This window comes from Streptomyces sp. B21-083, assembly GCF_036898825.1.
In the GTDB taxonomy this organism is placed as follows: domain Bacteria; phylum Actinomycetota; class Actinomycetes; order Streptomycetales; family Streptomycetaceae; genus Streptomyces.
Window position 1 is genome coordinate 4,594,738 of record NZ_JARUND010000001.1, and the last position, 13,105, is coordinate 4,607,842.

Genomic DNA, 13,105 nt, shown 5'->3' on the forward strand with positions numbered 1-13,105 from the left:
CGGGACCGGAGCGGCCCGGTCCGCCCCCGCCGCACTCCCGCCCGCGCGCTCCGACGCGACTGTCCCGGCCCCGGCGCGGAACAATGGGGTCATGAGCCAGCCAAACGCCCAGTCGCAGGTCCAGCACGCGCAGCCGTCCGTCGGTTCCCTGACCTCCCACCGCCCGCACACGGTGTCGGCCGTGGTCTCCGACCTGGAACCCGACATCGACGCCGACCTCGACGAGTACGTCGAGGCCCCCTACGACGGCGAGCTGCTGCCGCAGGGCCGCTTCCTCGACCGGGAGCGCAGCTGGCTCGCGTTCAACGAGCGAGTGCTCGAACTGGCCGAGGATCCGGGCACGCCCCTCCTCGAACGGGCTAACTTCCTCGCGATCTTCGCCAGCAACCTGGACGAGTTCTTCATGGTCCGGGTGGCCGGCCTGAAGCGCCGGATAGCCACCGGCGTGGCCACCCGTTCCGCGTCCGGTCTCCAGCCCCGCGAGGTGCTGGAGATGATCTGGGCCCGCTCCCGCGAGCTGATGGCGCGGCACGCCGCCTGCTACCAGGAGGACGTCGCCCCGGCGCTCGCCGAGGAGGGCGTGCACCTGGTCCGCTGGAGCGAGCTGACGGAGAAGGAGCAGGCCCGCCTGTTCACCCTCTTCCGCCACCAGATCTTCCCGGTCCTCACCCCGCTGGCCGTCGACCCGGCGCACCCCTTCCCGTACATCTCGGGCCTCTCCCTGAACCTGGCCGTGATCGTCCGGAACCCGGTGAGCGGACACCGCCACTTCGCGCGCGTGAAGGTACCGCCGCTGCTGTCCCGCTTCCTGGAGGCCTCCCCGAGCCGGTACGTGCCCCTTGAGGACGTCATCGCCGCGCACCTCGAAGAGCTGTTCCCCGGCATGGAGGTCCTGGAGCACCACGCCTTCCGCCTCACCCGCAACGAGGACCTGGAGGTCGAGGAGGACGACGCCGAGAACCTCCTCCAGGCCCTGGAGAAGGAACTGATGCGGCGCCGCTTCGGGCCGCCGGTGCGCCTGGAGGTCGAGGAGTCCATCGACCGGTACGTCCTCGACATGCTGGTACGCGAGCTGAAGATCACCGAGGCCGAGGTGTACCCGCTGCCGGGTCCGCTCGACCTCACCGGCCTCTTCGGCATCTCCTCCCTCGACCGGCCCGAGCTGAAGTTCCCGAAGTTCATCGCCGGCACCCACCGCGACCTGGCCGAGGTCGAGTCGTCGTCCGCGCCGGACATCTTCGCGGCCCTGCGCGAACGGGACGTCCTGCTGCACCACCCGTACGACAGCTTCTCCACCTCCGTCCAGGCGTTCCTGGAGCAGGCGGCCGGCGACGACGACGTCCTCGCCATCAAGCAGACCCTGTACCGGACCTCCGGCGACTCCCCGATCGTGGACGCCCTCATCGAGGCGGCGGAGGCCGGCAAGCAGGTCCTCGTCCTCGTCGAGATCAAGGCCCGCTTCGACGAGCAGGCCAACATCAAGTGGGCGCGCAAGCTGGAGGAGTCCGGCTGCCACGTCGTGTACGGCCTCGTCGGCCTGAAGACCCACTGCAAGCTGTCCCTGGTGGTCCGCCAGGAGGGCGACACGCTGCGCCGCTACTCCCACGTCGGCACCGGCAACTACCACCCCAAGACGGCCCGCCTGTACGAGGACCTGGGCCTCCTGACGGCTGACCAGCAGGTCGGCGCGGACCTCTCGGACCTGTTCAACAGGCTGTCCGGGTACTCCCGCCGCGAGACCTACCGCCGCCTCCTGGTGGCCCCCAAGTCCCTGCGGGACGGCCTGATCTCGCGGATCAACAAGGAGGTCCAGCACCACCGTGCCGGACGTCCCGCGTACGTCCGTATCAAGGTCAACTCGATGGTGGACGAGGCGATCATCGACGCGATGTACCGCGCCTCCCAGGCAGGCGTCCCGTGCGACATCTGGGTCCGCGGCATCTGCGCCGTACGCCCCGGGGTGCCGGGCCTCTCCGAGAACATCCGGGTCCGTTCCGTCCTCGGCCGCTTCCTCGAACACTCCCGGGTCTTCTCCTTCGGCAACGGCGGCGAGCCCGAAGTGTGGTTCGGCAGCGCCGACATGATGCACCGCAACCTCGACCGCCGCATCGAGGCACTCGTCAGGGTCACGGACCCGGCCCACCGGGCCGCGCTCAGCCGGATGCTGGAAACCGGCATGTCCGACACCACGCAGTCCTGGCACCTGGGCCCGGACGGCGAGTGGACCCGGCACGCGACGGACGCCGAGGGCCAACCACTGCGAAACGTCCAGGAGATGCTCATAGACGCCCGGAGGCGCAGGCGTGGCACAGCGACAACTTGACCCGACCGACCCCACGACGGCCGGACCCGCCAAACTCGCCGGGCCCGCCGGCCCCGTGAGCTGCGAAGCTCTGGCGGACTACCTGCGGACGCAGGCGACGGAGTTCCTCCGCGCCCTGCGCCTGCACAGGGAGTCAGGCACGGGCTCCTCCGCGTCCCCCGGCGAGGAGCCCGTGGACGCGGCCCGTTCCCTGCGCCACGCGGCCCGCCGCATCACCGGCACCCTGCACACCTTCCGCCCCCTCCTGGACCCCACCTGGGCGGAGGCGATGCACCCCGAACTGGCCTGGCTCTCCGGCACCCTGGCCCGCGAACACGCCTACGCGGCCCGCCTGGAACGCCTGCTGCTGGCCCTGCATCGACTGTCGGGGGCGACGCCGATCCCGACGCAGGTCGCTGTGGGCAGTCGTTCCGCCGGGGCGGATCCCGTCCCACCGAAAGCGGAACCCGGCATCGCCGGTGCCCCCTCCCAGGCGCCCACCCCGGACCGCGCCAACCTCACCCTGGGCGCCGCGAGAGCAGGCGCCCTGCTCGAACGCCAACTGACCCTCGCCCGCACACGAGCCCATTCGGCGGCCCTGCAGGCCCTGGGTTCCTCCCGCTTCCACGCGGTGGCGGACAACGTCGCGGTCCTCGCCAGCGAAGTCCCCCTCACCCCCGCCGCCGTCTCCACCCCCACCGACCTGCGCCCCCTCGCCGCCGCCGCCCACGAACGCCTGTGCGACGCCGTCACCGCCCTCCCCCTCCTCACCGCCGGCCACCCCTACAACGCCGAGGCCCTCGTCCACGGCCTGTCCTTCGACCCGGCCCCCCACCCCCAGGACGCCCCCTGGCACCACGTACGCCTCCTCCTGCGCCTGCGCCGCTACGCCCACGAGGTCCTGGAGGGTGACGAAGCCCGGGTCGACGTACGGATGCTGACGGCCGGCACGGCACTCAACCGGCACCGGGACGCGTCCGAGGCCGCCGCGGCGGCGGCAGCGGCGGCACGCACTCCCCGTATCGCCCCGGCGACGGCGTACGCGCTCGGCGTGCTCCACGCCGACCAGCGTCACGAGGTGGAGGCGGCACGGTTCGCGTTCCAGCAGTCCTGGGAGAAGAAGGCGGTGAGCACGAGGTGACGTACGAGACGGCCCCCGCCGACGAAGGACCGGACGAACGCCCCGTCCTGGCCGCCGGCTGCGTCCTGTGGCGCCGCTCCCCCTTGGACGGCGGCCTGGAGATCTGCCTCGTCCACCGGCCGAAGTACGACGACTGGTCGCACCCGAAAGGCCGGCTGAAGCGTGGCGAGGAGACACTCGCCGCCGCGCTGCGCGAGGTCGAGGAGGAGACGGGCTACGAGGCTGCCCCCGGCGCTCCTCTCACCGCCTCCCACTACGAGGCCAACGGCCGCCCCAAGCAGGTGAGTTACTGGGCGGCGGAGGCGGTGTCCGGCGCCTTCGCCCCGAACGACGAGGTCGACCTCATCCTGTGGCTGCCCCCGGCGACGGCCCGCGAACGCCTCACCCAGCCCCGCGACAAGGACCTCGTCGACGAACTGCTGAACCTGCGCCAGAGGTAGCCGGGACCGGACCAGTACTACTGGACCTCCTGGACTTCTGGACCTCCTGGACTAGTGGGACAGGTCGCCGTCCTCGTGCCCCTTGCCGTCCGTCCGGGCCAGACTGCGGGCCCGACGGGCCGGCCCGCGCCACCCGCAGGCGCATCTGGCGAAGCAGAACGGCCCGTGCTCGACCATGGAAACGGAGTGCTCTTCGGAAAACCGCGAATGTTCGCTTCGGTCCTGCTGCGCCACACCCCCAACGGTACCCACCCCCGCGCAAAGCACCGCCATCGGCGTGACAACCTCCCCCACCCCTCGTTAAGCGGAAGGACGCGGCCGTGGACCGACGGCCCGGCTTGGGGGTGGACGGCGATGGAACGGCGGCGGCACTGGCGCGGCGGCGGAACGGCCGTCACGGCCACCACGACGACAACTCGCCCGACGACGGCTCGCCCGAGGACGGGCCTCCTGACGACGGGCCTTCTGACCACGGCTCTCCTGACGACAGGTCTCCTGATCTGCGCCACCGGCTGCACGGGCAGCGGCGAGACCGTCACCGACGACCCACGTCCGGCCACCGACGCGGTCCGCGTCCTGCACAACGCCGCCGCGACGCTGGTCGACGCGGGCACGTCCCGGACCACCACCTCCATGGAGATGGCCACCGGCGGCACCCGCGTCACCATCCGGGGCGAGGGCGTCTACGACTACACGAAGCAGCTCGGCCACCTGCGCGTGCTGCTCCCCCAGGACCCGGCGGGCGCCAGCCCGCACCGCCCGATCACCGAACTCCTCGCCCCTGGCGCCCTGTTCATGAAGAACCGGGGTGCGGGCGTGCCCGCCGACAAGTGGGTACGGGTGGACACGGCGACCCTGTCCGACGGCAACCTGGTGACGGGCGGGGCCACGGACCCGCTCGCCGCCGCCGAGGTGCTGCGCGGGACGCGCGAGGCGACGTACGTCGGCCGGGCCCGGGTCGCCGGCACCGAGGTACGGCACTACCGGGGCACGGCCGACCTCGCCGAGGCCGCCAGGAGCGCCTCGCCCGGTAACAGGGGCCCGCTGCGAGCGGCGGCGAAAGGGTTCGCCACGGCCAGGGTCCCCTTCGACGCCTACCTCGACAACGAGGGCCGCATCCGCAAGCTCCTGCACCGGTTCAGTTTCGTCAACGGGCAGCAGAAGGACACGGTCGCGGTCGTCTCGACGACGCTGCTGTACGACTTCGGCGCCCCCGTGCACGTACGGCTGCCACGGCCTGCGGACATCTACGCGGGCCGCGTCTCCGAGCAGTGAGGGCCGACGCGCGAGGGTCCGGGAGGAGCAACCCCGCACGCCCCGGCTGCGTCCGGCGTCACGCAAGGACTAGCCCGTCCGTGCCATGCGCGGTGTGTAGACCACTCCCTACTCTGGGAGGCGGTGACAGCGAGCCGGTGACGGCAGGGAAGAGGTGAGCACGTGGCTGCGGTCGGCGGTACGACAGTTCAGGACCACGTGGCCCTCGCCGAGATCGAGCTGTGCGGAGACCTGATCATCGCGGCCTCGGCGGCCGACGAGGAGCGCCTCAGCCTGGAGAGCATCGACGAGGTGCTGCGGGTGGCGGAGGAACGCGAGGGCCGCAAGCTCACGACGGGTGGCTGAAAAACGCCGTTCGTCGCGTGACGCAGCCTCAGGTACGCATCAGGTACGCAACAGACGACCGATCGCCTTGGTCGCCTCCTCCACCTTCGCGTCGATCTCGGTACCGCCCTTGACGGCCGCGTCCGCGACACAGTGACGCAGATGCTCCTCCAGGAGTTGGAGCGCGAAGGACTGAAGTGCCTTGGTGGAGGCGGAGACCTGGGTGAGTATGTCGATGCAGTAGACGTCCTCGTCGACCATCCGCTGGAGCCCGCGGATCTGCCCCTCGATCCGGCGCAGCCGCTTCAGATGCTCGTCCTTCTGCTTGTGATAGCCGTGCACACCCCGGTCGTGGTCGGTCACGACGTCGGGCGTCTCCGCACCGGCCTCGGTGGTCGTCATACGTCCTCCCGTTGGACAAGACACTGGACAAGTCAGCGGACAGAAACCGGTTGATATACCCCTGCCGGGTATATCGTAACCAACTTTGCTGGGTATAGGGCCTGTACCCGCTACCGATCAGGCGCCCAGAACCTCGCCCAGAACCCACCGCGCCGCCCAGGTATAGACCACCGTGCAGTCCACTCCGCGCGATGGGCGACACTGGGGGGCGACCCGTTAGCCGTGGCCGGATGTTGCGCCTAGCATCAGCCTGACCGAATCCGAAGGACTCCGAGGACCTCACGTGCGATTTCGTCTGACCCCCAGGGAGACGAGCTTCTACGACATGTTCGCCGCGTCAGCGGACAACATCGTCACGGGCTCGCGACTCCTCATGGAACTGCTCGGGGCGGACGCCTCCGGCCGGGCCGAGATCGCAGAGCGTATGCGGGCCGCGGAACACGCCGGTGACGACGCCACACACGCGATCTTCCACCAGCTGAACTCCTCGTTCATCACGCCGTTCGACCGTGAGGACATCTACAACCTCGCCTCGCTGCTCGATGACATCATGGACTTCATGGAGGAGGCCGTCGACCTGGTCGTCCTCTACAACGTGGAGGAGCTGCCCAAGGGCGTCGAGCAGCAGATCGAGGTCCTGGCGCGGGCGGCGGAGCTGACGGCGGAGGCGATGCCGAACCTCCGCACGATGGAGAACCTGACGGAGTACTGGATCGAGATCAACCGGCTGGAGAACCAGGCGGACCAGATCCACCGGAAGCTTCTCGCCCACCTGTTCAACGGCAAGTACGACGCGATCGAGGTGCTGAAGCTCAAGCAGATCGTGGACGTGCTGGAGGAGGCGGCGGACGCCTTCGAGCACGTGGCGAACACGGTGGAGACCATCGCCGTCAAGGAGTCCTGACCCGTTCATGGAGACCTTCGCACTGATCGTGACCATTGGCGTCGCGCTCGGATTCACATACACGAACGGCTTCCACGACTCGGCGAACGCGATCGCCACGTCCGTGTCCACCCGTGCGCTGACGCCCCGCGCGGCACTGGCGATGGCCGCGGTGATGAACCTGCTCGGCGCGTTCCTGGGCAACGGCGTCGCGAAAACGGTCAGCGAGGGTTTGATCGAGACGCCCAAGGGCTCCCACGGCATGGCGATCCTGTTCGCCGCGCTGGTCGGCGCGATCACCTGGAACCTGATCACCTGGTACTTCGGCCTCCCCTCGTCCTCCTCGCACGCCCTGTTCGGCGGCATGGTGGGGGCGGCACTGGCGGGCGGCACGAAGGTCTACTGGGACGGCGTCCTGGAGAAGGTCGTCATCCCGATGTTCGTCTCCCCGGTGGTGGGCCTCCTGGCCGGCTACCTCGTGATGACGGCGATCATGTGGATATTCCGGCGCGCCAACCCGCACAAGGCGAAGCGCGGCTTCCGTATCGCCCAGACGGTGTCGGCGGCGGGCATGGCCCTGGGCCACGGTCTCCAGGACGCCCAGAAGACGATGGGCATCGTGGTGATGGCCCTGGTCATCGCCGACGTCGAGGACTACGGCGACCCGATCCCGATCTGGGTCAAGATCTCCTGCGCGGTGATGCTGTCCCTGGGCACGTACGCGGGCGGCTGGCGCATCATGCGCACCCTGGGCCGCAAGATCATCGAACTGGACCCGCCCCAGGGCTTCGCGGCGGAGACGACGGGCGCGTCGATCATGTTCGCCACGGCCTACCTCTTCAAGGCCCCGGTCTCCACGACCCACGTGATCACCTCGGCGATCATGGGCGTGGGCGCGACAAAGCGCGTGAAGGCGGTGCGCTGGGGCATCGCCAAGAACATCGTCATGGGCTGGTTCATCACGATGCCCGCAGCGGCGTTGGTGGCGGCCGCCAGCTTCTGGATCGTGGACCTGGCGGCCCTGTAGGGACCGCCCGCCCGTCCGAATTCAGGTTCGGCGGAGACGCCACCCCGTCCGGATCCAGGGCCGGCAGAGACGCCACCCCGGCCAGATCCAGGTTCGGCAGAGACGCCACCCCGGCCAGATCCAAGTCCGGCAGAGACGCCACCCCGGCCAGATCCAAGTCCGGCAGAGACGCCACCCCGGCCAGATCCAGGTTCGGCAGAGACGCCACCCCGGCCAGATCCAGGTTCGGCAGAGACGCCGCCCGGGCCGTCCGGGTTCTGGTTTTGGCGGAGTCGCCCAACAGCCCAGATTCCGGTTTGACGGAGTCCCCCGTCCCGTCCGGGTTCCGGTTTGACAGGGCTCGCGCTCAGCCGGAATCCGGTCCAACACCTTTGCTGCCCGACTACCGGATGGGAGGGCCTCCCTCTCGGCCGACCGCTGGTCCGACGGGCCACCCACCTGGCCGGCTGGCGATTCAACTCGCCTCCCACCCGGCCAACCGCCGGTTCGGCAGGTCCAACGCCCGGCCGGCAACCGGATCGACAGTCCCGCACCCAGCCGGCCACCTTTTTCAACGGGCCGCCCACCTGGTCGACTGTCGGTCCGGCGCGACGCCCTCCGCGGCGACCACCGGTTCAACTGCTTCCCGACGGCTCAACTACCGGATGGGTACGCCTCCCACGCGGCCGACTACTCAACTCACCCGCGGCGCTTTCCGCACCCGTTCGGTGAACCTCCGCGCCGCCGAAAACCTCACCCTGCTTCCGAGCGGCGGTACGGACGTCGAGTGGGCCGCTGACGCGCGTCTACTTGTCGGCCCTCCGCTCGTACACCGTCACGCGACGGCCACGGACCTGCTCGTCGGCCACAGCCGTGAAGTACTTCGTCAGCACGGAGATCTTCGTCTTGTCCCGCTTGGCCGTCACCGGCCTCGCCACCCGCGCCGCGTCCGTCACCAGCAGGATCCGCCGCTGGGCCAGCATCGCGGCGCGTATCTGAGCCGAGCTCGCCTCCACACCTTTGAGTGTCCCCGACTTCACCGGGCTCTCCTTGAGAGCGATGTCCCGCAGACCGGTGAAGGCGCTCGGGGAAACGGACTTGGTGTCTCGCCGTGCCGCTGGGATGAAGAGCACCGCACTCCCGGTCTCCTTCATCCGCCGCACGTCCGACGCTATCGCCACGACGTCGTCCACCCGGCTTGCCGGAGACCGCTTGGCCAGTGACTGCGGCAGCAGTGCGAGCATCGCCACGGCGATCAGCACAGGGAGAATCCAGTTCGCCGCTCTCGGGAACCGCGGTGCGGCAACCTGTACCGCCGAGCCGACCATCGTACCGATCAGCAGTGCCAGCCCCAGCAGGCTGAAGAGGACGTACCGGTCCAGGAACAGCGGTTGGATCAGGGAAAGGCCGACCAGGCCGATCTGCGGCACCGCCAGCAACGGCAACCCGACAGCTGCCACCGACAGTCGGCCGACACGGGGCCGGTCCAGCAGGGCGCCGACACCACCGATCAACAGCAGGACCGCAGGACCGATCAGCATGTGCCAGGTCAGTGGCGGGATCCAGGACACCTGTGCGGACTGGCCGCGACTGAAAAGGATCAGTGGCAGCGCACAGACCATGGCGATCCCGGAGGCCGCCGTCCAGCGTGCCCACACTCCGCGCCCTGCCCGGGTCCAGAGCAGGGTCGCCAGGTGCGCCGGCAGAATCATGAGGGAGAGCCAGTTCAGCAGCGCGCACAACAGGACGGTACCGCCGTAGGCAGCCCAGTACACCGCCCGGACACGCCTCTGGAGCACGCTCACCAGGAGCAGCGTGGAGATCCCCGCCCCGGCTGCGACCAAGGCGTACGGCCGGCCCTCCTGAAGATAGAACTGCACGGCCGGAAGCAGCCCGAACGCCGTCCCGCCCGCCAGACCCACCCACTTGCCGGCCAGCCGTTGACCGATGGCCGCCACGCAGGCCGCCGCCACGGCCATGGCCAGCACCGAGGGCAGCCGCAGGGTGGTGGTGCTGGGCCCGAAAATTTCGAAAAGGCCGTGCATCAACAGGTAGTAGCAGCCGTGCACGACGTCGACGTTCCCCAGCATGCGCCAGATCTCGGTCGTGGAGCGTTCGGCCACCTGCCAGGTCGCCGCCTCGTCACGCCACACGCTCCCCTGCCGCGACAGCCCCCACAGACCAAGGGCAAGAGTCCACAGCATCGGGACGAGCCAGACGCCAACGCGGTCGCGTCGGGAGTCCACCGGAAATTCGGTGGACTCTGTTCCAGCCCTCTGATAACTGGGCAGCGAACGAAAATTTCGATCAATGGACATTCAAGAGAGCTTCCGGCGCGGCTGTGGAACAGGACGAATGTGAGAGATAAGTGAAGGCCACTTCACCGACCACGAAACGTATGCACCGCAGCCCCCCTGCGCGGCTTCAACGAAAGCCGCCGCGATCAAGGATGCCATCCCGGTCCCGACTTGTCCTGCCCCTATTCACACTCATACCCAAATGACCGCACACGTCCGAATTCCGCCCGACCCCCCTGACCGAATCACACCACCCGCGTGGCCGATTTCCACCCTCCCCCCTCTCACCAATATCGCCGACCACCCTGCTGTTTCCACGCGACGTCCCCCAAAGCTGCGTGCATTACACAGTTACCTAGGTCACATGATCTCGTGGTTGCGCGACAACTACTCTCCGCGTCAAGATCTGATCTGTCCAAGTCAAGAGCATGGCAAAAGGGGGAAACATCATGAACAAGAAAAACGGGGTTAAGGCAGCCGTAGCCACGGCCGCCCTCATCTTCGCCGCGGCCACGCCGGCGATTGCCACCACCGTCGATGTCGGCGGTGGCAGGTGGAGCTATGACTCCGGCGCCAACACCGCGTGGTCGAACTACAAGCACCCGTCCAACAGGCACGCCTCGTCGGTGAAGTTCGGCTCCACGCTCTTCGCCAGTGGCTGCACGTCCGCGGGAAGCTGGTCCCTGGCCTCGGGAACGAAGAACGGCGGCACGATCCAGTACTACTACGACCCGAGCTGCTAGTTCTCCAGGTCGGAAATCGAGTTCAGGCACGCGGGAGTGGCGCCGCTCTCGCGCGCCTGGCTCAGCTCAGCTGTGGAGGCGAGTTCGTCTCGCCTCCACAGCTTTTTTCTCATGGCTCGAACGACCCGGACGCGTGCTCCCCGAGCGCCCTCAATTTAGGTATCCGATGCTGCATCGAGGCATACGATTCGTCCACGCCGCCGTCTTGGCATTCTCGGCAGTACTGGCCTTTCTGTTCGTGCGTGGGCTGGACGACAGCGGAATCCTGGGTAACTCGGCCCTGATCGATGTGATCGACTCCACCGACTCGGCGAGCGGTACTCAGGTCGTCCAGGCTGTCGAGTCGTTCTCCGCCGAGCACGGAGTCGGAGTGGCTCGTGAGGTGGCGGACCTGAAGAATCCCGACGGGATTCGACATCTGTACGTGACCCCGGGCGGCGCAGGCTCCACGACAGCGGAATGGCTGGACCAGAAGAGCTATCCGGCGTTCAGCGGGAACTACGAGACGCGCGTTCATCCGATCTCCGAGATCGAACAGCAGGATCCACGGGGCCTCTACTACGTGTTCGGATCGTCTGCGGGAGCTGACGCCCTGATGACCCGGTTCCAGGACCTCGGCCTGACCGTGAGCGTCACCCACCCCCTGTCGTACGCCGAGCTGACCGCCAGATACACGGACGACCCCCTCTACCGGGCCTTCTGCGTGCTCGCCCTCGCGGCCCTGACGATGACCGGCGCGAGCGTGCTGCTCAACGCGAAGGCGTACGCGGTCCTGCGGCTGCAGGGCATGTCCTTCGCCCACATCCTTCTCCGCGATCTACGGCAGCTGGCGGTGTTCTGGCCCGCGGTGGCCGGCACGGTGGTGGTGGCGACGCTCGCCCTTCTCGGCTACTACAACAGTTTCGCCTGGCTGGGGCTGTTCGCTTCGGTCGCTGCGGTGATCGCCGGTCTGCTGGTCGTCCTGGTGCTCGCCACCCACGCGGCCGTGCTCGCGCTGACCTTCAAGGTCGACGTTCTGCCCGCCCTCAAAGGCGAACTGCCCTCACGAGCGGCCTCCCTCAGCGTCTACCTCGTGCGCATCCCCGCACTGCTGCTCGCGCTGAGCATCGCTACGAACGTCACGCTCGCCGGCCGGGACGTACTGACCCGCCAGGAGAACCGCGATGTCTACAGCACCGTGGGTGATGCGGTCTCGATCCGCCTCAACGGCGCCTTCGCCATGCACATGGACCAGCTGAACGAGCATGTGGGCCCGTGGCTGCGCCAGGCCGACAAGCAGGGCGAGATCATCGTCGCCGGGCGCAGGGATCTCCAGATCTCCGCCCCCGACGCCCGGCTGCCGGCCGGTGAGATTCTCATCGTCAACGAGTCCTATCTCAAAAGGCAGCCGGTCCTCGACCCGACGGGACAGCGTTATACCGCTGCCACCCGGAGCGGCCGGACCCCGGACACGGGCTCGGTACGGGTCATCGTTCCGGAATCTCTCACCTCTTACGCACCGGCGATCACCAAGGCGGCCGCCCAGATCATCGATCCCGGTCTGAGCCGCGACCTACCGATCGAGACAGTCACGAGCAGGACCGGACAACGCCTCTTCGGCTACAACACCGGCGCCTACGTCTACAACGCGGCCCACAGTCCTGACGAGGACAGATCCTTGGTGCGCGACCCGGTCCTCGTCGTCGTTCCCAATGGTTCTCATTTCCTCACGGACGACGCGTACTCCACATTCGCCACTCAGGCCGGCGTGGTGTTCCTTGATCCCGATGACGCGCTCAACGGGATCAAGACGGAAAAACTGCAGAACTACGTCAATTCCGTGAGTCCCGTCGGACAGAAGACCGCTCTGGACCTCAGGGACGCGACCGAAAAACTCCGACTGCAGATCTTCAACCTCATCATTGCCGTGATAGTGCTTCTTATCGCCGGCATAGGCGTCTGCATCATCTATTCGCGAAAGAATGCGCAAAGTATCTTTGTGCAACAGATCAGCGGCTGGAGATACACCGCCACCCATCGCTTCATACTCGCCGTAGAGGTGGCTATCGCGATCATCTTCGCCACCCGGGTTCCTTTTGAAGCATGGCAGCAGAACCAGGAACTGAAGAAGTTCACCGACGCCGGTGCACCTGCACCATTCGAGCCCGTTCACATCACCTCACTGGATATCGGCGTCATCACCGTTCTTGTTGTTTTCGAGCTCGGGGCCGTCCTCCTCGCTCTCGCGTTCTTCCATCGCCGCATCATGAAGGAAGGAACGACCGAGGCATGACCGTTCCGAGCACGAAATCC

11 protein-coding genes are annotated in these 13,105 nt (G+C 67.9%); 9 read left to right on the top strand and 2 right to left on the bottom strand.

The genetic code is table 11. The features are described from left to right. Window positions 1-91 precede the first annotated feature (91 nt). The 5 genes from QA861_RS20620 to QA861_RS20640 all read left to right on the top strand — a co-directional run bounded on the left by QA861_RS20620 (window position 92) and on the right by QA861_RS20640 (window position 5,503). Window positions 92-2,323 carry an RNA degradosome polyphosphate kinase gene (locus QA861_RS20620; protein ID WP_334589803.1) on the top strand — a complete coding sequence of 744 codons (2,232 nt, stop codon included), beginning with the start codon at window positions 92-94 and terminating at the stop codon, window positions 2,321-2,323. Continuing rightward, complete coding sequence (locus tag QA861_RS20625; protein WP_334589804.1) at window positions 2,304-3,443, top strand: CHAD domain-containing protein; 1,140 nt, start codon at window positions 2,304-2,306, stop codon at window positions 3,441-3,443. The genes QA861_RS20620 and QA861_RS20625 overlap by 20 nt, the downstream gene beginning before the upstream one ends. Continuing rightward, entirely contained in the window at window positions 3,440-3,883 is a 444-nt protein-coding gene (locus QA861_RS20630) for an NUDIX hydrolase (protein WP_334589805.1), read from the top strand. The genes QA861_RS20625 and QA861_RS20630 overlap by 4 nt, the downstream gene beginning before the upstream one ends. Window positions 3,884-4,237: 354 nt before the next feature. Beyond that, the gene (locus QA861_RS20635; protein WP_334589806.1) at window positions 4,238-5,158 is read left to right on the top strand and encodes an SCO4651 family lipoprotein; all 921 of its coding nucleotides are present in this window, start codon (window positions 4,238-4,240) and stop codon (window positions 5,156-5,158) included. 162 nt (window positions 5,159-5,320) lie between these two features. Further along, the gene (locus QA861_RS20640) at window positions 5,321-5,503 is read left to right on the top strand and encodes a hypothetical protein (protein WP_334589807.1); all 183 of its coding nucleotides are present in this window, start codon (window positions 5,321-5,323) and stop codon (window positions 5,501-5,503) included. A 39-nt stretch (window positions 5,504-5,542) separates the two neighbouring features. Here QA861_RS20640 and QA861_RS20645 read toward each other — a convergent pair whose 3' ends face one another. Then, window positions 5,543-5,884, bottom strand: coding sequence for a metal-sensitive transcriptional regulator (locus QA861_RS20645; protein WP_319097087.1), 342 nt, complete (start codon window positions 5,882-5,884; stop codon window positions 5,543-5,545). 283 nt (window positions 5,885-6,167) lie between these two features. Here QA861_RS20645 and QA861_RS20650 point away from each other — a divergent pair, with 283 nt between their 5' ends. Next, on the top strand, window positions 6,168-6,788 hold the full coding sequence (locus tag QA861_RS20650) for a DUF47 domain-containing protein (protein WP_334589808.1): 621 nt from the start codon (window positions 6,168-6,170) through the stop codon (window positions 6,786-6,788). Window positions 6,789-6,795: 7 nt separating this feature from the next. Then, a complete protein-coding gene (locus QA861_RS20655; protein WP_334589809.1) occupies window positions 6,796-7,794 on the top strand; it encodes an inorganic phosphate transporter in 999 nt (332 codons plus the stop codon). A gap of 785 nt (window positions 7,795-8,579) precedes the next feature. On the opposite strand, the gene QA861_RS20660 is transcribed toward QA861_RS20655, so the two are convergent. Then, entirely contained in the window at window positions 8,580-9,977 is a 1,398-nt protein-coding gene (locus tag QA861_RS20660) for a glycosyltransferase family 39 protein (RefSeq protein ID WP_334589810.1), read from the bottom strand. Window positions 9,978-10,519: 542 nt separating this feature from the next. Here QA861_RS20660 and QA861_RS20665 point away from each other — a divergent pair. Further along, window positions 10,520-10,813, top strand: coding sequence for a lactococcin 972 family bacteriocin (locus QA861_RS20665; protein WP_334589811.1), 294 nt, complete (start codon window positions 10,520-10,522; stop codon window positions 10,811-10,813). Between the two features lie 166 nt (window positions 10,814-10,979). Then, window positions 10,980-13,085, top strand: a complete 2,106-nt coding sequence (locus QA861_RS20670) for a bacteriocin-associated integral membrane family protein (protein WP_334589812.1) — start codon at window positions 10,980-10,982, stop codon at window positions 13,083-13,085. The last annotated feature ends 20 nt before the right edge of the window (window positions 13,086-13,105 follow it).

Coding starts and splice junctions, on each gene's coding strand:
- QA861_RS20620 (WP_334589803.1), top strand. CDS start 92: ATGAGCCAGCCAAACGCCCAGTCGCAGGTCCAGCACGCGCAGCCGTCC.
- QA861_RS20635 (WP_334589806.1), top strand. CDS start 4,238: ATGGAACGGCGGCGGCACTGGCGCGGCGGCGGAACGGCCGTCACGGCC.
- QA861_RS20645 (WP_319097087.1), bottom strand. CDS start 5,884: ATGACGACCACCGAGGCCGGTGCGGAGACGCCCGACGTCGTGACCGAC.
- QA861_RS20655 (WP_334589809.1), top strand. CDS start 6,796: ATGGAGACCTTCGCACTGATCGTGACCATTGGCGTCGCGCTCGGATTC.
- QA861_RS20660 (WP_334589810.1), bottom strand. CDS start 9,977: ATGCTGTGGACTCTTGCCCTTGGTCTGTGGGGGCTGTCGCGGCAGGGG.
- QA861_RS20665 (WP_334589811.1), top strand. CDS start 10,520: ATGAACAAGAAAAACGGGGTTAAGGCAGCCGTAGCCACGGCCGCCCTC.
- QA861_RS20670 (WP_334589812.1), top strand. CDS start 10,980: ATGCTGCATCGAGGCATACGATTCGTCCACGCCGCCGTCTTGGCATTC.